Consider the following 18,680-nt stretch of genomic DNA (forward strand, 5'->3'; position numbering starts at 1 on the left):
GTATTGGATTTGAGTCAATAATTTGGACACAAAAAAGTTAAGTCTTAAGCTGTTTTTCTAATTTGATCCTCAATAGCTTGAGGAGTTTGATAGCCGAGGCTACTATGGATTCGATTACGGTTATACCAGCCTTCTATAAACTGAAACATGGCTAACTTTGCAGCTGAATAGTTTGTGTATTGTGTATGATATACTTCTTCTTTCTTTAATATGGCATGAAACGACTCCATACAGGCATTGTCATAAGGGCAGCCTTTCTGGCTAAAAGACTGCTTGATTTTGTGTTCTTGGACATACTGAGTAAACTCACTGCTGGTGTATTGTGAGCCAAGATCGGTATGAAGAATTAAGCCCTGACGGGGCTTTTGGGAAAAGCAAGCGTTTTGAAGGGCTTCTATCACAAGCTCCGACGTCATGGAATGTGAAAAAGAATAACCAACGATTTTTTTGGAGTGTAAATCTAATACGGATGCTAAATAGCACCAGCCATCTTTTACGGTAGGAATATACGTAATATCTGCCACCCATTTCTCATTAATTGTCTGGGTAGAGAAATCTCGCTTTAAAAGATTATTCAGCTGAACAACCTTTTCTTTTGACGGATAGGGACGATACTTTTTCTTCGTAATGGAACGGATGCCAGCCTTTCTCATTAAGCGTTGAACACGTTTTAGACTAAGATAAAACCCATTGCTTAATAAGGTCTTATGAATTTTCGGAGCACCATAACGCGCTTTACTTTTCAGATAAATCCGTTGGATTTCTTTCGTCAGTTCCTGATTTTCCTGTTCACGCTTTGACACTGTCTTTTTAAAGAAGCTATAGTAGCTACTTCTTGGAATCGTTAGTACTTCGCACATTTTTTGGACAGAGTATTGACCTTTGTGTTTTTCAATAAAATGGTTTAACTCTGTTTCTGTTACTTTTTCGCGAATATGGCCATAGCCTTTTTTAGAATGTCTAGTTCTTGTTTTAACCGAAGGTTTTCTTTCTGAATCTCAGCTAACTCTTTCGATGTCAGAGAGCCTTTTTCTGAACTGATAGGTGTAAATTCTTTCACCCATTTATAGATTGTTACTTCTGATACGCCATATTCGCTACTTAATTCTTTTACCGAGTTTCCAGCATGATATAAATCCACAATGATTTTCTTAAAATCGTCATTATACTTTTTACCTGTAGGTTTACGTTTCAATTCGGACACATCCTCTCAAAAATAATTGTAAGGACTTAATAAAATTGTGTCCATGAAACTATACTAACTCCAAGAAGAATTATGTTATGAAGATTAAATGAATTAGAAAAAAAAACATGCATTATATATCAAAATTTTGGAAACAGGAGAATTAAAAAATTCAGAATAGAAAAAGGTTTAAGGTACTCATAGTAATGCCTACAGCATCCTACGACAGTCTGCCATGATAAGGGCACGGCAAACACTTACCTTAAACCTCTGTCAGTTAGCTCACATCTATATTGTAATATAGATTTTTATATTGATAAAATTAAAATTATAAATATATATTATCGTTTTCTTGAATACATAAGAGAAGATACCATTAAAGGTCATAAAGAAATTTATCACTTCTTAAGTCGTTATGGATGATGAAAGTTACACATACTCTGCTTTGAAAATAATCAAGATACAACAAGTTAGTTTTAATAAAAAGAGACGAGATATTACCTTATCTCTTTTCCCTGCCTTATTTAATTGCTGTAAAAGAATGAGCCCAAATTAAAAGATAGATGCACAATCAGAATCTACATGTATTGATATTTTTTTGCAACAACTACTATAGACATAGGGGAATATTACCTATTTACTCCATTAATCCCCTTGTCGCTCATTTACTTCTTTTCATTACATTTTAATATAAAAAGGTTATGTATAGGTTATATAATTGTAGTTTACATAAAACATAGTAGAGGTAGTAAAAAAAGCGTAAACCCATTAAATAATAACGGTTTTACGCTTTTTTTTGCCCTTTAGGTCTACTTTTATATTAAGTACGGCTAACTCTTGTCCCAATCGAACGAAATCGAGGGTGTTCAGCAAGTATTGAACCTCTCATCTCTCTTACTACTGGGTTTTCTGAAGTGAGAAACTGATTTTTTGAATCGTAAAGCTCAATTAACTTTCCTTTTTCTAATACACCTAATGTGTTGCTAATTGTATAGGCAGCTTTGATATCATGTGTAATAAAAAGATATGCTAACCCGAAATTTTCTTTTAATTCCCTTAGTAATTCTAAAATAAGGGTTTGAGTCACCCTATCCAAGCTACTTACAGCCTCGTCTAAGATAATTAGTTTTGGCTTTAATGAGATTGCCCTTGCAATATTGATCCTCTGTAATTGACCTCCACTAAATTGATGAGGGTACTTTTTTAAGTCCTTTTCACTAAGTCCTACTCTTTCCAGTAATTCAATAATAGTTCTTTTTTGTTCAGTTACGGTTAACTGTTCATAGTTTTTTAATGGCTCTGCGATAATACGCTCAGCTGTCATCCTGGGATTAACAGATGAATATGAATCCTGAAAGACAACTTGGAGATCACGTCGGATTTTGTGACGGGTTTGCTTGTCTGCCTTATAAATATCATATCCTTGAAAGAAAATCTGCCCATATTGTGGTTGCTCTAAACCAAGAATCACTTTTCCTAAGGTACTTTTACCAGCTCCACTTGTACCGAGCATTCCTAAGCATGTTCCTTCCTCAATAGAGAAGGAAATATCAGAAAGCACTGTTTTAGAATGATTTTTCCATTTAAAAAATGTTCGAGCTCCATAACTATGAGTTACTTCATTTACCTGTAATAAACTCACTTGTTCACCCCTTATAAAGCCCCCATCATAAATTAAACTAAATCAATGATGGGTTCATCTAAATGTAGCATTGAGCGTGCGTTTAATAGTTTCTTTGTATAGTCATGCTGTGGATGATCAAATAGTTGAAACACATCTGCTTTCTCTACGATTCTTCCATGCTGCATAACAGCTACTTCATCTGCCATTTCAGCAATAACTCCTAAATCATGAGAGATTAATAATATGGATGAACCATATTCAGAGCGAATTTTATCTAAATGGCGTAATACTTTTTTTTGATTATTTACATCAAGTGCAGTTGTTGGTTCATCAGCAATAATAATAGCTGGATGAAGACTTGCTGCAATAGCGATCATTACTCGCTGAAGCATCCCGCCACTTAATTGAAAAGGATAGTATTTTAAAAGCTTAGCAGGATTGGGTAAATTCACGTGATGCATGGCCTCAATAGCAAGTTCTGTTGCTTGTTTTTTATTCCATTGCGTATGAGAGCGAATAGTTTCAATAAATTGGTGTCCAATAGTAAAAACGGGTGTAAAAGCATTCATTGGATTCTGCATAATGAAGGCTATATCTTTGCCACGAATCTTACGCATTTCTTTCTCAGCTAAGCCGTTCAGTTCTCGTCCTTTTAGTGCTATGCTACCTTCAATCATTGTTGTTTTCAGATTAAGTAGCTGAAGAATAGACATACTTGTAAGGGTTTTGCCACATCCACTTTCCCCGACAAGACCAAGTATTTTCCCTCGTTTCAGTTCAAGATTTATACCTTGAACAAGAGGTGTAATACCATTTTTATTTTTTATCTGTACATGTAAATCTCTAACTTGTAACACAGTTGACTCTTCTGTTTCCAACATTCTTCATTCCTTTTTAAAAACGACGTTTGACACCGTAACGTTCTGATAACGCCTCACCTAATAAATTGAATGTAACAATAACAAGCATAATAACCAGACCTGGATAAAGCATTAGTTCTGGATTCGTTCGAATATATGATTTTCCTTCATGAATCATGGTTCCCCATTCAGGTGTAGGAGACTGTACTCCTAATCCAAGAAACGACATAGCAGAAATGTCCATGATAGCCCATCCCATTTCTAATGTTCCCATTACGACAAGTGGAGGGAGTACATTTGGAATAATATGATTTTTAATAACCTTCCATTGAGAAGAGCCACTGATCTTCGCAGCCGCAATGAAGTTCTGTTCTTTTAAACGAAGTACCATTCCTCGAAACATTCTCGCGTAATAGACCCATTGCACAAGCATCAGGGCTAAAATGACTTGCGACAGCCCAGGTCCGAATATACCAACCAGTCCGAGGATAAGAATAAGGCTCGGAAAAGCCATGACACCATCACAAAACCTCATTAAAACATGATCGATCCATCCGCCTCTATATCCTGCCAAGGTTCCAACAATTAAACCAATCACTAATGATGAAATAAAAATGAGCATAGCAAAACCTAATGAAATGCGTGCCCCATACAAAATACGTGATAAGTTACATCTTCCTAAATGATCGGTTCCTAATGGATAATCCCAGGATGGAGGCTGCAGTTTATAAGCTAAATTGACAGCCACGGGATCATTTGGCGCTATCCATGGAGCAAATAGAGTGATGATAAAAAGAATGCCTAATATGATTGAACATATCGGAATCACTTTTTGATTTTTGAATACCTTACGTATACTTATTATCATCGCTGGTGTCCTTCTTTCCTAGAGATGCGCGGATCAATATACATTTGAATAAGATCAACCATTAAATTGCTAAGAATAAATAAACTAGCTGCTATTAGGACATAGCACTGAATAACAGGTATATCGCGATTGAAAATCGCTTCAATAAAATAACGGCCAAATCCAGGCCAAGAAAAAACGGATTCAACAATAATTGTTCCCGTAAGTAGTTTTCCAAGATTCATCCCCAGTCCAGTTATCATTGGAGGAATAGCCATTCTTAGAACATGTTTTGTCATAATCATTTTTTCTTTAATTCCCCTTGTTCGAGCAAATAGCACATATGGTTCTTGTAAGTTTTCAAGAACGCTGGCACGTAACAATCGTGTATACATCGCTATTAAGGGAAGCGCTAGCGTAATAGAAGGTAAAACAAGATGCTGCCATGTCCCAATTCCTTCAACTGGAAAAAGATTAAGTTTAACAGAGAAGAAAAAAACTAATATATAACCTAGCCAAAAAGTGGGGATAGATGCTCCAAAAAAAGAAAGTAAACGACTAAAATGATCAATAATGCTATTTCTCTTTATTCCCGCCAGAAATCCTAGAGGCACACTGACGAGCACTGCTATCAATAAACTTCCTATAGCTAACTGGACGGTCGCTGGTATTCGATATATGACCTCATCCAAAACAGGCTTATTCGAAACATAAGATATGCCAAAATCAAATTGGCATATCTTCATAATAGAATTTACGTAGTGAATGAAGAATGGTTGATCTAAACCAAACTCATGTCTTTTCTGATCCAAAATCTCATCAGTTGGCTGAATATGCGCTGCTGTTAAATAAGCTTCAGCCGGATCCACCGGTGAAAGATGAATCATTCCAGTCGTGAGAAGGGCGGCCAGAAGAAAAACTGGAATAATGGACATAACTCGTTTCAGTATATAATGGCCCATAAAAACCTCCTGCTATTTACTCTTTGATGCTAATTCCTGTGAATGGATGCTCGTCACGATTAGCAGGGAATTTAAAATTCTTTACACCTTTTTGATAAATCGCTGTTTTCTTGATGTAAGAAATAGGAATAATAGCTCCTTGATCCTGTAGCGATTTTAAAATAGATGAATAAAGTTGTTGGCGTTCTTTCTCATCTGTTGTTTGAGGAACCTTTACCATTTGTTTGATTAATTCATCTTTATTTGGATATGCTGAAATAGCCTCATTAAATCCAAATCCTTCTGATGCCACAATGTTTAAAAATGTATGAGGATCATAAGGAGCACCATAGTTACTAAAGAAATTAATGTCGAATTTATTATCTTTAAATCGCTGAACTTGTTCTGTTAATTCAACGCCCACAATGTTTAATTTCACACCAATTGTCGCCCATTCAGCTTGAAGAGTTTCTGCCATTGCTTTTTGAATCGATTCTGCTGAATCATACATCAGTTCAACTTCAAGTGGCTTTCCGTCTTTTTCGCGAACTGTTTTACCTTTAGGAAGTTTCCATCCGGCTTTATCTAGTAACGATTTCGCTTTTTCTACATCATATTTAACGGACTTAACCTCAATGTCTTTAGTATAAGGTAAATTTGTAGATAAAATATGATCTGCTTTCTCTTCTAAACCTGAAGTGACTCCCTCCACCATTGCTCCTTTGTTAAAGCCATACTGTAGCGCTTGACGTACGCGTTCATCTGAAAGCTGTTCTGTTTTTGTATTCATAACAAGCTGTCTTGTAGCAACTGGATCAGAAATACTAGTTTCATATTTACCAGTAGATTCTAATTGTTTGAAAGTATCTAGACTAATAACCCCTTCTCCATAAATCAAATCTAGCTCACCTTTTTCAAAGGCGAGTACTCTCGTTTCCGCATCTGGAATAACTTTCACTTTGATTTTTTCTACTTTTGGAAGCTCGCCCCAATAATTTTCATTACGTTTAAAAATAGCATATTCGTCAGTTTTATACTTGTCTAAAATCCAAGGTCCTGTACCTACGGACTTAGCGATACCTTTTGAAGTATCACCATCCTTCGGGAAGCCAGCTTCACCTAAGAAACGAACTGGTCGAACAACAGCTAGCTCTTGAATAGTTGGATAATATGGTTCCGTCAATGTTAGTTTAAACGTATTTTCGTCAATTACATCCGTTCGAGCTATTTTTGTAATGAATCCTAACCAACTATGTAATTCAGTATGCTTTAAAATGGCGTCAAAATTCTTTTTCACAATTTCTGCATTAAAATTTGTTCCATCGGAGAACTTCACACCTTGGCGCAGATGAAAGGTGTATACTTTACCATCATCAGAGATTTCCCATGATTTAGCTAGCTGTGGTTTTATCTCTCCTCCATCTTGATAGCTTACTAGTGGTTCATATACCATAGATTGAGCAAATAATTGTGAAGGATTGTAGACATGTGGATTCATTTCCCCCACATCCCTTGGCCAAGCAATGGTAATCATATTATCATGATGGCCTTTTGTTGTTGATTCCTCGTTATTAGCATTTGTACACCCAACTAATAACGAGGATAAAATTAAAATAAAAGAGATAATTAACGAAATATTCAGATTACTTTCCCCCTTAGACATGTTGATGTCTCCTCTCACTTGATGTTGATAATCATTTTCAATTGTAAGTAGAATCCATAACCGTGTCAATATACTATTGGAAACTTTATTAAGAGAGGGAAAAATTAGTATATTATATAATTTGGCCATTAAGTGGAAGGTTTTTGAGAAACTTTTCTCACTAAAGTTCATTTATGATGAATCAGTCAACATAATGTTGATTCTCAGCAGTAATAAAAACTATATATTTTCTATATAGTCTTTATTCATTTATTCTTATATTGAAGGTGAAACTTTTTGCTTTCTTCTTAATCGTAAGAATCCAGAAGCCGTTAAAACACCCAAAATAACTAAACATGTACCTATGACTTGAGGTAATGAAACCGGAGCCCCGGTTAGAATAGAGAGCATCATAGTGACTACGGGAACCAAATTGAAAAATAAAGACGTGTTACTTGCACCAATAGTCGCCATACCTTTATTCCACCAAAGGTAGCCTAATACACTTGTAAATAGAGCCATGAAGAGAATAGCTCCCCAAGCTAACACTGTAACATGAGATAAGGGCTGAGGACTTGGTAAAAAGAATGTTAATACGATAAGGCAAAGAGAGCCCATTATCATCGTATAAGTAGTGGTCTCCATGGAAGAACTACCCTTTAAATATTTTCTTCCTAATATACCGTATAAGGCCCAACACACATTCCCTGATAAGATCAGTAAATCACCTTTAGAAATAGATAATGTTTGAACAATTTCTAATGAACCTTGAGTAAGTACAAGAATAACACCTACTAAAGCAAAGAATATGCCAAGAAACTGTTGTTTGGTAATCGGATTCTTTAAAATAAAATAAGCAAAAAGTGCAGTTACCAGAGGATTAGTCCCCATAATCAGTGCCCCGTTTAAAGGAGCAGTATATTGCATTCCTAAAAAGAAAAAGGTATTGAATCCAAAGATTCCTACAATACCAAGCAAGATGTACATTTTCCAATAATCTTTAATGATCTTTAGCTTGATTTGTTTTTGCCATCCCAAGATAAGGATCATAACCAATGCAGCGATACCAAATCGCCATGCTGCAGCACTTGCAGCTGAGAAATAGTGAACCGAGTACTTAGCTAAGTTGAAAGTAGCACCTGTAAATACTGCGAAGCCTATTAACATAAGATATATCTTACTCTTCACTTTTTAAGCCCCCAATCATCGTTTCGTATGTCTCTAATTTCTCCTTCGTCACATTCATAACGGTTTCAATCTCCTGTTTTTGCTCTTCTAAAAGGCGTAGATGTTTCTTTAAAATATCTGATCTAGTTTGGGGCTTTTTTATTTGTATGTCAGTAGAATCGATATTTTCTAGAAGGCACCCATCCTTTAAAAATTCTTGAATCTCATCTAAAGACATCCCTGTTTGCTTTAATATTTTCATAAATTTGAGCAGGCGAATTTCACCTTCTGTATACCTTCTCTTTCCACCTTTTCTTAAGGGCGAAGATAATAGACCAATCTTTTCATAATAACGTAAAGTGTGAGCTGTGAACCCTGTTTTTATAGCTACTTCTGATATACTATACATTTCCGTTTCCTCCTTTCTTTACATGTTACAACTTGGACTTAACTCTAAGTCAATGATTAATTTATAAATAATAAAAAAAGACTCAGAATTTCTCCGAGCCTTCATATTTAATTTACATAGAAAAGCATAAATAGAAATAGACGTATTACAAAAAGCCAGTGTTTCAATAATTTGAAAACACTGGCTTTTTGTATGATGAAAACCCTCTAGTGCCTGTATAAAATTAATATATTTAGGCATCCGGAATAATGGTAAGGGCAATGGTGCGAACTGGAGTATCTTTTGTACTCTTATTAAGTGTCATATCATAATATTTGTTCATTAAGTTATTTAATTCGTTTTGAAAATTGATAAAGTGTTCCTCATCTATTTTCAATTCTACTACAGAGAAAGTAGCACCATCCTCCTTGCTATTCTGTTCTTCCAATTTCTTAAGATAACTTTGGTATTGTGTCATAAGCAATACTTGGTAGTAAGAAACATAGTCTAATTTCTCTTTACTAGTGACTTTTTTCCATTCGTCTCCGTTAAGTAATGCTTCTTTTTCATTTAAAGCATAATATTTCTCGGAAACAGATTTTACTTTCTTCTCTTTGATTACACGTAAGATTCCTGAGTCAACCATAACCTGTATATGCCTATATAGAGTTGCTCTAGGAACTTCCTTAATAACTTCCACCATTTCTAATGGTGTCAATCCATTTTCCTTATTCCTCATTAATGATTGACAAATCTTCATTCTCACTGGGTGCATTAGTACTTCTACTTTATTTTTCATCCTATCACCTAACTATTCGAAATCTTTATTCTCATTATAAATAATGAGAATAAAGATTGCAATGAGCCACTACCCTCTGTTATCATTATCAATAATGAGATTGAAATTAAAAAGGAGTGATAAAAATGAAGCTACACTATGGACTAGATGATCTTAAAGACATTGATTTTATGGCTATTTTACCGATTATCTTACCGATTATCATAGTGGGTACAATCTTAGTTTTAATTGCATTCATAGATTTATACAGATACAGGAAAACAAGAGAACATATACGAATTTGGGTAATGATTATTCTCTTTGTCAATACATTGGGCCCTATTCTGTACTTTGCTATAGGAAGAAAGGATCGTGAGAAATTTGAAACTAGAGATTAGAAACGTTACAAAATCATTTAAGGGAAGAGTTGCTGTAAGTAATTTCTCCATGGAACTACATTCCGGAGAATGTTTAGGGTTGATTGGACCAAATGGAGCAGGAAAATCAACTTTAATCAAAATCATTGCCGATATTATTAGTTCAAGTGAAGGAGAAGTTTTACTAAATGGAAAGAACGTATCGAAAATGAAGAGAGAGATTGGTTACCTACCACAATACCCTAATTTTTTTCCTTGGATGACAGCAAAGGAAACGCTTATGTTTATGGGACAGCTTTCTGGATTAAAAAAAGCAGAATTAACAAAGTCAATCTCAAATATTTTGATAAAAGTTGGACTCGACGGTACGGAAGACTTAAAAGTTAGTACATTTTCTGGCGGGATGAAACAACGACTTGGTATTGCACAGGCTCTCCTACATAAGCCTTCACTTATTATTATGGATGAACCCGTATCTGCCTTAGATCCAATTGGTCGAAGAGAAGTGCTAAACCTAATCGAGAATATAAAGAAAGATACCACTGTTTTATTATCAACTCATATACTCAGTGATGTCGAAGAGATATGTGATAGATTTGTAATTATAAAAGATGGAATGAAAATTGAAGACACTACGATTAGAGAACTATTAAAACGTAATAGTAAAAGTAAATTAAGCTTGGAAATTACACTAAAAGATTTCGAATGGATTAATGTGGCCAAAAACTTATCTTATGTGAAAGATATAGAGGTCACTGGAAATAAAGTCAAGGTCGAAGTTCGTAACCTAGAAAAAAACAAAACCTTATTACTCAAACATGCCCTTGATTATAATGTGGACATTATAAAATTCCAAATGTATAACGATACTCTAGAAGACATGTTTTTAAAAATGGTGGTGGAGAAATGAATAATCTAATCATCTTATTGAAAAAAGAATTTGTTCAAATGGCACGCGATTTTAAAATGATTTGGCTACCCATTGTTTTTATCTTTTTAGGAATGACTCAACCAGTGATAACGTATTACTTACCATCCATTTTAGAAGCATTAGGTGGTGGGCAAGAAATTACAATCAATCCAAGTATGACGGATCAAAAAGGTGGTGAAGTACTAGCAAGCACTTTAGGCTCTCAATTTGACCAACTTGGAATCATTATTATCGTCATCTCGATAATGGGTATTATTCAAACTGATAAAGCAAATGGGATGCTATCTTTCATTCTAACAAGACCTGTTACGAGTACTTCGTATATAGGTGGAAAAATCATCGCAAATTATTTAATAGTAGCATTTAGTGTAGGTATTGGATTTTTTGCTTCTGCTCTTTATGTTTATTATCTATTTACTAGTATTCCATTGTGGTACCCAGTTATTGCCCTACTATTTTATCTAATATGGGTTCTGTTTATCGTTTCTTTCGTAATGATGATCAGCACTATTTTTTACAGTCAAGGAATTATTGCTCTAATCTCAATTGTTTTCCTTATAGGATGTAGAATCATAGTTGGCTTGAGTCCTATAACAGATTTGATAAATCCGGCCAGCATGAGTAAACAGGCAATGGAAATATTAATGACAGAATCTATGAATCTACACACAACTGGTAATATACTATTCACACTTGCATGGATTATAGTGATCCTTCTAGTAACAAGCTATTGGATTTCTCATAAAAAGTTTAATTATGAAGCAGTTAATTAACTCATAATTTAGAAATAAATTTACAGTTATAGAGTTACCCATGAGTAATCTCATCCGAATCAGAAATTAACATTTTTTCTAATTCACATAACCTATATTATCAGCATTTATCTTTGTATATACAAAAGACATTTAAGAATCATCTTAAATGTCTTTTGCAATGTTTATGTTATTTTTCACTTATCAATAATTATAGTATCAGCGTTTTTATCTTCAAAACAGAGGTTTACTGTTCTTTGTTTAGCTCTCGTTCTATGTACAGTTCCAGCTGGGATAAGCAATGTATCATTTGGTTTTAAAACGATGGTATCCTTATTTTCGAAGTCAATGAACAACTCACCTTCTAAAACCGTAAATAGTTCATCAGAATTAGAATGGTAATGCCACTTGTATTCACCTGAAAATACGGCAATACGAAGACAGTGATTATTGACATTAGACACAGCAAAATTTACATGTTGATCTTTAATATTCTTTGTGATTTCCTGGAGGTTAACCTTTTCTAAATCTACTTTCTCTATCATTTCCATTCCCCTTTACCATTTTAGTATTCTCCTTTATTTTACTACATTTACCATTGGGTATATCCTATACATTTCTAGTTACCATAATATTAATTATCAGCATATAAAAAGAATCTTATCTAATTCAAATAAGATTCTTTTCCCCGGACTATTTATTAAGAATTCTAATATATGTTCCTTTTAAAGACGTTTCTAAAGCATGTTGATTTAATTCTATTACTTTATTAGAGAGCTCGCTCGCTGCCTTCGTTTGTACATTTTCTACTATTACTAACGGATCAATAATTCGAACCTTTTTCTTTTGGTGTATGTCATAATTTTTCTCATCACTTATTACATTTCTACTCATATCTTTTATTTTTTGCAGTACTTCATGGTCCTTACTATCAATTAACTTCTTCCAAACCGTTGAATCATCTAATAATAGGTCCTCAAAGTAAACAATTTGCTTGTCTATTGCTAATTTTAATATATCTGTTAACATTGCATATCCGTATACATTCAATGGGTGAAGAAAGAAGTCAATCACCTCTGTGTAATATGCCTTAACAAACCATTCTGCTGCCTCAATCGTTTCCAAACAAATTTTTTCATCAATTACTCTTAATTTATCTATAAATTCAGAAGCATCATCTAAAGAAATCATATTATATGTAGATAAATCACGTAAGGTATAATCAATTCGGTCTGCACACAGCAAAGGAAGCGGTTGTTCTAACAAGGGCCATTTCTCAATAGGCAATATAGATAAAAGATCAAATCCATGCTTTTGTAAAACAAAAGGTATTTCTGATGATTGAATCGTTTTTTCAAAAATTTTGTCATGAAAATCCTGTTCTTCATTATTTAGAACAAAATCTATAACATGTGAAAAGGCTGTATGGGAGATATCATGTAATAAACCAGCGATTTGTTCTTCTATAGAACCACCCAATTTTTTTATTAATAACATAACTCCAATAGAATGCTCAAATCTGGTGACATTCCAATGGGGATTTACTAAATAACTTGCTCCTCCTTGATGAATATTTTTAAGTCTTTGAACAGGTTTAGTTTGTATTAGTTCTACCAAAACTGGTTCCAAGATAAAAAAACCATACAGAGCATCATTAATTCTCATAAAACTGAATAACCTACCTTTCCTTAATCTCTTGATTTAAGTTTACCAAGACTCTTTATTCTTTCTTCCCTCATTGTAACAATAGAAGCATATATAAATAAGGGTTTCATATGAATGCTATACTAGTTAACATAAAACATGTTAGAAGTAGTAAAAAAGCACAAACCTGTTGATTACCAACGAGCTTGTGCTTTTTCTTTTCACATAGTTATACTTTTACGGACGTAATAAACCACTACCAGTTATCTCCTTTCTGTATTTTTTCATAACCAGTACAAAATTTGAATAAAAAGCGATTAGTTACTTTTTATGAGATTTTAATTAAGGGTAATAATTTAGCATGTAATAACTGAGAAATTAATTCTAATGAGAGATTTAATAAGATGTCTGTTTGGATTGGAATTTGGATTGCTATGTTTGTTGCAATATTTGGAGGTACTTATTCAGGTTATAGGAGAAATAGGAAGAAAAGAAAAGCTGAACAAGTTAAAATCATTCTGATTAAATCCTTTTTTTAACAAATAAGTAGAAAAGGTTAAAAGACCGTTATCCATATTTGATAACGGTCTTTCTTATGTTCCTTATATATATTGGATGACCTAATAGAATGGGGAATCTAATACTATTCATCTCAAAAACTCTGTTTTTTGAGACATATAGAGTTTGATATAAGTTTTTCATAGTTAAAATGAATACACTTTACATTGCCAATTAACTTAATAATTCCTTCATCTTTTCTTCTGTTTCTTTCTCTTGGCGGGGTTGGTAAATGGTTAATTTCAATTCGGGCGCATCGTACACTTGAAGAGTGATATGATCCATAACCATCTCTCCCACTAAGGGATGTATAAGAGTTTTCTTTCCACAAGGTGTACCCAGAACTTCATGATTAGACCACCACTTACCGAATTGGGGACTCTTCTCAGTTAGTTCTCTAATCATAATCTTAAACCACTCATCTCCTACGAAACGTGTGTAGGCTAAACGAAATTGAGCAATTAATCGTTGAGCATGGTCTTCCCAATTAAGAAAAAGCTTTTGGTATTCTTTAGAAGTGAAACAGCGCCATACTGCATTACGATTCCGTTCATCCATTTTATAAAAATCACCAAAAACCATAACAGCAGCCTTGTTCCAGCTTACTATGTTTAGTTTTTCATCTGTTACATAGGTAGGACAATGTTCTAATTGGCTTAATAATTTTTTTATAACACGATCGATATTCTCCATACCACTTTGTACTGTTATAGATGGAAGTGGCTGATTTCCTAATAAAAATAGATGCTCTTTTTCCGCTTTATTTAATTTAAAAACACGTGATATAGACTCTAATACTTCCGAAGATACTTGTATGTCTCGACCTTGTTCTAACCATGTATACCAGGTTATTCCGATTCCTGCTAGTTGAGAAACCTCTTCTCTACGTAGGCCCTTCGCTTTTCTCCTCGGGCCAACGGGTAAATTAAAGTCTTGTGGGGACATGCGTGCCCTCCTTACCTTCAAAAAGTCTCCTAATTCCCTTCTTCTTTCTTTATCACCTAACATACTGTTACTCCCTCTTATAAGTAGTACTTTTAATAATAGTATAAACACACTCCTATTACCATTATAATCCTTATTTTATTATCTAAATAAAGGAGGCGAAGGACATGAATTTAAAAAGTAGTGAAGGAACATCTTATTATGTATCCAGAGGCTTAGTTCTTTTAATGGCTATAGTTTGTGGGTTCACAGTAGCTAATGTCTACTTAAATCAAACCCTTTTAGTTAGTATGTCAACCACTTTTCATGCTTCTGCAGCTAGTATAGGAATTATAGCTACCTTAACTCAAATAGGATATGCATTGGGTAACCTTTTGTTAGTACCTTTAGGTGACATGTTTGAAAGAAAAAAGTTGATTCTGATTTTATTATTCGTTGTATGTATCGTTCTAGCTTTAAATGCTTTATCCATCAACAGAACATGGATAATGATTGCAAGTTTAACTTTAGGAGTGGTTACTATTATCCCTCAAATTATTGTCCCTTTGGCTGCTAATCTAGCCTCAGACGATAATAGGGGAAAGGTTTTAGGAAATGTAGCCATTGGCTTAGTTTGTGGAATTTTAGGAGCTCGGTTTATTAGTGGCTTTATAGATGCTCATTTTGGATGGCGAGTTGTTTATTGGACTGCTGCTACAGCTACACTCCTTATGATTTTCTTAGTTACAGTATATCTTCCAAAGAGTAAAGGAACTAATGTAATTAATTATAAAAATTTACTACTATCTTTAGGACCCTTATTTATAAAAGAAAAGGTACTCCAAAAATCATGCTTGAGTCAGGGAATGATGTTTGGTTCTTTTAGCGCATTTTGGACCACTCTCGTCTTTTTATTACATACCTCTCCTTATTCATATGGGAGTGCAATGGCCGGATTGATAGGATTAGTTGGAATAGCTGGAGCTTTTGCTACACCAATTATCGGTCGCTTAATTGATAGAAAGGGAGCAAAGGTTGCGAGTTTTTTATGTATGTCTACTTCTTTACTCGCCTTTATAGCTCTAACATGGTTAGGATACTGGTTACCTGGATTAATTTTAGGTGCCCTTTTAATAACTGTAGGAACACAAGCGAATCAAGTTGCCTGCCAGTTTAATATTTTTCAATTAGAAGTGGAGAAAAGAAGTAGATTGAATGGATTATATATGGTTTCTACGTTCTTAGGAGGATCTCTAGGATCTTATATAGGTTTACTTGCTTGGAGTAAATGGCAATGGCATGGAGTATGTGCGGTGGCAATCCTCATGATTACAATTAGTTTTAGTTCGTTAATAAAAAGCAAAACTCCTGAAAGAAACGTAAAAAGTCTAAGGGGTAAGAAGGGAAGGAATATTTAATGGATAAACATACAGACAACTTCAAACGAGGACTAGAGGTATTAGCTAAAATAGATCCAGAAAACTACAAGGATATAGTGAATAGCTTCGAAAGTTCAGTTTTACCTGATTTAGGAACATTAGCTGTAGAGTTTAATTATGGTCAAATCTTTTCTAGGCCTGGATTGGATTTAAAGTCTCGCCTTCTTGCTACAGTAGCTGGCCTAACTGCGTTAGGAAATACGGAACAGTTAAAATTCTATATTAATGGAGCTTTGAATGTTGGATGGACAGAAAAAGAAATTTTAGAAGCTATGTTGCAGATGTTAATCTACGCCGGGTTCCCTGTAGCTCTAAACACCATTTTAACCGTAGCGAATGAAGTGTTTTCTGAAAGAAGAGAAAAGAATCTTTTAAATAAAAAGGAGAAATAAAATGATTATTGATAGTCATGCTCATGTGGTTTTGCCTATAGAGAATCATATTAAAATGATGGATAAGAGTGGAATAGACAAAACGGTATTGTTTTCTACTCTTGTTCATCCAGAAAAAATTAATAATTATAAAGAGTTTATAACAGAAATGGATAAGTTAAATCAAATTTTAAATAATGAGGTAAATCCTATAGAAGCACGCTTAAATGCTCTTGAAGAGTTAAGTACTTCTATTAAACAACATCCTGATCGCTTTGTTGGATTTGGTTCGGTTCCTCTTTCTTATTCCCCCAATGACCCGAAACTAAATGAATGGATAGAGAAACTGATTAAACAATACAAAATGAAAGGCCTTGGAGAATTCACTCTTGGTACAGGTCAAATCCAACTGCTAGAACCTATATTTAAAGCAGCTAGTGATTATGATTCTTTACCTATCTGGGTACATACCTTTCATCCCTTAAGTTTAAAGGATATTCAAGAATTGTTTCTCCTCACTCAAAAATATGAAAACGTACCAGTTATATACGGGCATATGGGAGGGATTCATTGGTTACAAACCATTGAATTAATCAAAAGAGCTGAAAATGCTTACTTAGATATATCTGCGTTTTACACAACTTATGCGTTATCTTTGGCTATAAAGGAAATACCTGAAAGAACTTTATTTAGTTCAGATTTTCCTTATGGAGATCCATTCTTAAATATACAAGCTATAGAACGTCATACAACAAGTCAGGAAATTGCAAACAGAGTTTTGGGAGGGAACATTCAAACTCTTCTAAAATTACAAATTTAAATCCTGAAAAGTTTAGTCAATGAACTTTTTCAGAATTTTTATATGAATATTTACGTGATATAGAGATGGGAAATTGATTTACTAGATGAGATAAAGGTTTTAGGACTATGTATAACCTCCATATTCTTAGTTCACATAACACCCCTTAGCGGAAAAAAGTTGAACATCTTATAACCATTTTTATCAGCAACTAATCTTCCCTAGAATCCTATTGAACTCTAGGGTATTTTATCGAAACGGAATAGATGATTATGTTAAATAAAAGGAAAATTGTTAAATATAAGTAAAATAGTAAAGGGATATATTGAAAGTAATAAATTACTTCTATTATAATTAACATTGGGTAAAAAAGGAAAAGCTGACTTGATGACAAGAAGCGCTAAAAAGTTCTAAAGTATAATGGTAATTTGATTTGCATAATCAGGTATTCCCATGTTTTTGCAACAAATCAATTATCAAGTACATTTGAGAAACTTTTTATGCGCTTTTTTATTTCCTTTTTATTCAAACCAAATTTATCTATCTGGAGGAATGTAAAATGGAACAAATGTTTATGGAAATGAATATGGACATGAATCAAATGATGTCTAAAATGCAAGAGTGCGATGAAATGATGACATCAATGATGGACACAATGATCAGCATGAAAGAAAAATGCTAGTGCATATTTAAAGAGCACCTTATCCTCTTTGGCTGTGACGCTTTGAACTGTCTGTTCAAATGATTTTGTGAAACGACATACTTCTCCTTTTGGCCATAGTAAGGACGCTTTCTCCGAATAACTGCACGAATCCCCATCTCACGCATGAGGCGCTGTACACGTTTATGATTTATATGTAAGTTGTACACACGCCTTAGCCAGATTAAAACCCTTTGATACCCATAAATCCCCTTCATTCTTGTATGACATTCTCTGATCTTTTCCTGGATATTTTGATCCTCTAACTGTTTGGGAGAAGGGCTTGTTTGTCGTTTGATCCATTTATAATACCCACTTCGAGAGACACGAGCTAGGTCACACAAGAGTTGAACAGGATATTGATGTGTGAGCTCTTGAATTCCCTTATATCTCTCCCGTGCTGGTCGTTCTTCCATTCCTCCTTTCATTTTCCTAAGAACTTTTTTAAGAGTGCATTTTCTGCTTCCAATCGTTTCAGTTTGGTCTCTGTTGTTTCAAGTTGAGTAGTGGGTCTTCCCTTACCAACCCCTTTTGCTTTTCCACGTTTTTCTTCGAGCCCTTTTAGTCCCTCAGCTTGAAAGTGCTTCACCCATCGATAGATGATGGCAACATCAATTTCTAACTTCTTCGCAATCGTTTTATACTCCATTTCTTCTTTCAGATATAAGTCTACTGCTTTTCTCTTCGTTTTTAGGTCATACGTTCTATTAGTTTTACCCATAAAAAAATCCCCTCCGTAGTAGATAGAATAAAGG

At 34.1% G+C, this 18,680-nt stretch carries 21 protein-coding genes; 7 read left to right on the forward strand and 14 right to left on the reverse strand.

The genetic code is table 11. The annotated features are described in order from the left end of the window. Window positions 1-44 precede the first annotated feature (44 nt). The 9 genes from BM012_RS25305 to BM012_RS25350 all read right to left on the reverse strand — a co-directional run bounded on the left by BM012_RS25305 (window position 45) and on the right by BM012_RS25350 (window position 9,451). A protein-coding gene (locus BM012_RS25305) for an IS3 family transposase (protein ID WP_139210290.1) occupies window positions 45-1,195 on the reverse strand; the annotation gives its coding sequence in 2 pieces (ribosomal slippage) (window positions 45-955 and window positions 955-1,195; 1,152 coding nt in all). 808 nt (window positions 1,196-2,003) lie between these two features. Then, window positions 2,004-2,825: a nickel import ATP-binding protein NikE gene (gene nikE / locus BM012_RS25315; protein WP_061806111.1), complete on the reverse strand. Its 822-nt coding sequence runs from the start codon at window positions 2,823-2,825 to the stop codon at window positions 2,004-2,006. Window positions 2,826-2,857: 32 nt separating this feature from the next. Next, the gene (gene nikD, locus BM012_RS25320) at window positions 2,858-3,685 is read right to left on the reverse strand and encodes a nickel import ATP-binding protein NikD (RefSeq protein WP_082802665.1); all 828 of its coding nucleotides are present in this window, start codon (window positions 3,683-3,685) and stop codon (window positions 2,858-2,860) included. A 16-nt stretch (window positions 3,686-3,701) separates the two neighbouring features. Beyond that, window positions 3,702-4,535 (reverse strand): nickel ABC transporter permease subunit NikC, encoded by an 834-nt coding sequence (gene nikC, locus BM012_RS25325; RefSeq protein ID WP_061806109.1) that lies wholly within the window; start codon window positions 4,533-4,535, stop codon window positions 3,702-3,704. After that, window positions 4,532-5,476 carry a nickel ABC transporter permease subunit NikB gene (gene nikB, locus BM012_RS25330; RefSeq protein ID WP_061806108.1) on the reverse strand — a complete coding sequence of 315 codons (945 nt, stop codon included), beginning with the start codon at window positions 5,474-5,476 and terminating at the stop codon, window positions 4,532-4,534. The genes nikC and nikB overlap by 4 nt, the downstream gene beginning before the upstream one ends. Window positions 5,477-5,492: 16 nt before the next feature. Next, on the reverse strand, window positions 5,493-7,118 hold the full coding sequence (gene nikA / locus BM012_RS25335; RefSeq protein ID WP_061806107.1) for a nickel ABC transporter substrate-binding protein: 1,626 nt from the start codon (window positions 7,116-7,118) through the stop codon (window positions 5,493-5,495). A gap of 255 nt (window positions 7,119-7,373) precedes the next feature. Beyond that, on the reverse strand, window positions 7,374-8,264 hold the full coding sequence (locus BM012_RS25340) for a DMT family transporter (RefSeq protein WP_061806116.1): 891 nt from the start codon (window positions 8,262-8,264) through the stop codon (window positions 7,374-7,376). 10 nt (window positions 8,265-8,274) lie between these two features. Further along, on the reverse strand, window positions 8,275-8,673 hold the full coding sequence (locus BM012_RS25345; protein ID WP_061806106.1) for a MerR family transcriptional regulator: 399 nt from the start codon (window positions 8,671-8,673) through the stop codon (window positions 8,275-8,277). A 232-nt stretch (window positions 8,674-8,905) separates the two neighbouring features. Beyond that, window positions 8,906-9,451 carry a transcriptional regulator gene (locus BM012_RS25350; protein ID WP_061806105.1) on the reverse strand — a complete coding sequence of 182 codons (546 nt, stop codon included), beginning with the start codon at window positions 9,449-9,451 and terminating at the stop codon, window positions 8,906-8,908. A 125-nt stretch (window positions 9,452-9,576) separates the two neighbouring features. Between BM012_RS25350 and BM012_RS25355 the strand changes: the two genes are divergently transcribed. From BM012_RS25355 to BM012_RS25365, 3 genes are read left to right on the forward strand one after another with little or no spacing between them, the layout of a single operon-like run. Continuing rightward, window positions 9,577-9,828: a PLD nuclease N-terminal domain-containing protein gene (locus tag BM012_RS25355; protein WP_061806104.1), complete on the forward strand. Its 252-nt coding sequence runs from the start codon at window positions 9,577-9,579 to the stop codon at window positions 9,826-9,828. Continuing rightward, complete coding sequence (locus BM012_RS25360) at window positions 9,812-10,717, forward strand: ABC transporter ATP-binding protein (RefSeq protein WP_061806115.1); 906 nt, start codon at window positions 9,812-9,814, stop codon at window positions 10,715-10,717. Before BM012_RS25355 ends, BM012_RS25360 begins: the two co-directional genes overlap by 17 nt. Next, a complete protein-coding gene (locus BM012_RS25365) occupies window positions 10,714-11,511 on the forward strand; it encodes an ABC transporter permease (protein WP_061806103.1) in 798 nt (265 codons plus the stop codon). The genes BM012_RS25360 and BM012_RS25365 overlap by 4 nt, the downstream gene beginning before the upstream one ends. 176 nt (window positions 11,512-11,687) lie before the next feature. Here the strand turns inward: BM012_RS25365 and BM012_RS25370 are convergent, their stop codons facing one another. From BM012_RS25370 to BM012_RS25380, 3 genes are all read right to left on the reverse strand, one after another. Next, window positions 11,688-12,035, reverse strand: a complete 348-nt coding sequence (locus BM012_RS25370) for a cupin domain-containing protein (RefSeq protein WP_061806102.1) — start codon at window positions 12,033-12,035, stop codon at window positions 11,688-11,690. Between the two features lie 148 nt (window positions 12,036-12,183). Continuing rightward, window positions 12,184-13,155 (reverse strand): HD domain-containing protein, encoded by a 972-nt coding sequence (locus BM012_RS25375; protein WP_061806101.1) that lies wholly within the window; start codon window positions 13,153-13,155, stop codon window positions 12,184-12,186. Window positions 13,156-13,866: 711 nt separating this feature from the next. Next, complete coding sequence (locus tag BM012_RS25380) at window positions 13,867-14,700, reverse strand: helix-turn-helix transcriptional regulator (protein WP_061806100.1); 834 nt, start codon at window positions 14,698-14,700, stop codon at window positions 13,867-13,869. Window positions 14,701-14,804: 104 nt separating this feature from the next. On the opposite strand from BM012_RS25380, the gene BM012_RS25385 reads away from it, so the two are divergent. From BM012_RS25385 to BM012_RS27145, 4 genes are all read left to right on the forward strand, one after another. Beyond that, a complete protein-coding gene (locus BM012_RS25385) occupies window positions 14,805-16,034 on the forward strand; it encodes an MFS transporter (protein WP_061806099.1) in 1,230 nt (409 codons plus the stop codon). Then, window positions 16,034-16,447, forward strand: a complete 414-nt coding sequence (locus BM012_RS25390; protein WP_061806098.1) for a carboxymuconolactone decarboxylase family protein — start codon at window positions 16,034-16,036, stop codon at window positions 16,445-16,447. Before BM012_RS25385 ends, BM012_RS25390 begins: the two co-directional genes overlap by 1 nt. A gap of 1 nt (window position 16,448) precedes the next feature. Continuing rightward, complete coding sequence (locus BM012_RS25395) at window positions 16,449-17,246, forward strand: amidohydrolase family protein (protein WP_061806097.1); 798 nt, start codon at window positions 16,449-16,451, stop codon at window positions 17,244-17,246. 538 nt (window positions 17,247-17,784) lie between these two features. After that, complete coding sequence (locus BM012_RS27145; protein ID WP_268801497.1) at window positions 17,785-17,907, forward strand: hypothetical protein; 123 nt, start codon at window positions 17,785-17,787, stop codon at window positions 17,905-17,907. Here BM012_RS27145 and BM012_RS26705 read toward each other — a convergent pair. Together BM012_RS26705 and BM012_RS25405 are read right to left on the reverse strand one after the other, a co-directional pair. Further along, window positions 17,904-18,341 carry an IS3 family transposase gene (locus BM012_RS26705; protein WP_061806096.1) on the reverse strand — a complete coding sequence of 146 codons (438 nt, stop codon included), beginning with the start codon at window positions 18,339-18,341 and terminating at the stop codon, window positions 17,904-17,906. The genes BM012_RS27145 and BM012_RS26705 overlap by 4 nt on opposite strands. 8 nt (window positions 18,342-18,349) lie before the next feature. After that, complete coding sequence (locus BM012_RS25405; RefSeq protein ID WP_074842937.1) at window positions 18,350-18,646, reverse strand: transposase; 297 nt, start codon at window positions 18,644-18,646, stop codon at window positions 18,350-18,352. Window positions 18,647-18,680: the final 34 nt, after the last annotated feature.

Origin of the sequence: Priestia endophytica DSM 13796 (genome assembly GCF_900115845.1) — a bacterium.
Lineage (GTDB): Bacteria > Bacillota > Bacilli > Bacillales > Bacillaceae_H > Bacillus_I > Bacillus_I endophytica.

What these genes read in the sequence shown, in the direction of transcription:
- nikC (WP_061806109.1), bottom strand. Translation starts at nt 4,535, where the DNA reads ATGATAATAAGTATACGTAAGGTATTCAAAAATCAAAAAGTGATTCCG.
- nikB (WP_061806108.1), bottom strand. Translation starts at nt 5,476, where the DNA reads ATGGGCCATTATATACTGAAACGAGTTATGTCCATTATTCCAGTTTTT.
- nikA (WP_061806107.1), bottom strand. Translation starts at nt 7,118, where the DNA reads ATGTCTAAGGGGGAAAGTAATCTGAATATTTCGTTAATTATCTCTTTT.
- BM012_RS25340 (WP_061806116.1), bottom strand. Translation starts at nt 8,264, where the DNA reads ATGTTAATAGGCTTCGCAGTATTTACAGGTGCTACTTTCAACTTAGCT.
- BM012_RS25345 (WP_061806106.1), bottom strand. Translation starts at nt 8,673, where the DNA reads ATGTATAGTATATCAGAAGTAGCTATAAAAACAGGGTTCACAGCTCAC.
- BM012_RS25350 (WP_061806105.1), bottom strand. Translation starts at nt 9,451, where the DNA reads ATGAAAAATAAAGTAGAAGTACTAATGCACCCAGTGAGAATGAAGATT.
- BM012_RS25355 (WP_061806104.1), top strand. Translation starts at nt 9,577, where the DNA reads ATGAAGCTACACTATGGACTAGATGATCTTAAAGACATTGATTTTATG.
- BM012_RS25365 (WP_061806103.1), top strand. Translation starts at nt 10,714, where the DNA reads ATGAATAATCTAATCATCTTATTGAAAAAAGAATTTGTTCAAATGGCA.
- BM012_RS25370 (WP_061806102.1), bottom strand. Translation starts at nt 12,035, where the DNA reads ATGATAGAGAAAGTAGATTTAGAAAAGGTTAACCTCCAGGAAATCACA.
- BM012_RS25375 (WP_061806101.1), bottom strand. Translation starts at nt 13,155, where the DNA reads ATGAGAATTAATGATGCTCTGTATGGTTTTTTTATCTTGGAACCAGTT.
- BM012_RS25380 (WP_061806100.1), bottom strand. Translation starts at nt 14,700, where the DNA reads ATGTTAGGTGATAAAGAAAGAAGAAGGGAATTAGGAGACTTTTTGAAG.
- BM012_RS25385 (WP_061806099.1), top strand. Translation starts at nt 14,805, where the DNA reads ATGAATTTAAAAAGTAGTGAAGGAACATCTTATTATGTATCCAGAGGC.
- BM012_RS25390 (WP_061806098.1), top strand. Translation starts at nt 16,034, where the DNA reads ATGGATAAACATACAGACAACTTCAAACGAGGACTAGAGGTATTAGCT.
- BM012_RS25395 (WP_061806097.1), top strand. Translation starts at nt 16,449, where the DNA reads ATGATTATTGATAGTCATGCTCATGTGGTTTTGCCTATAGAGAATCAT.
- BM012_RS27145 (WP_268801497.1), top strand. Translation starts at nt 17,785, where the DNA reads ATGGAACAAATGTTTATGGAAATGAATATGGACATGAATCAAATGATG.
- BM012_RS26705 (WP_061806096.1), bottom strand. Translation starts at nt 18,341, where the DNA reads ATGGAAGAACGACCAGCACGGGAGAGATATAAGGGAATTCAAGAGCTC.
- BM012_RS25405 (WP_074842937.1), bottom strand. Translation starts at nt 18,646, where the DNA reads ATGGGTAAAACTAATAGAACGTATGACCTAAAAACGAAGAGAAAAGCA.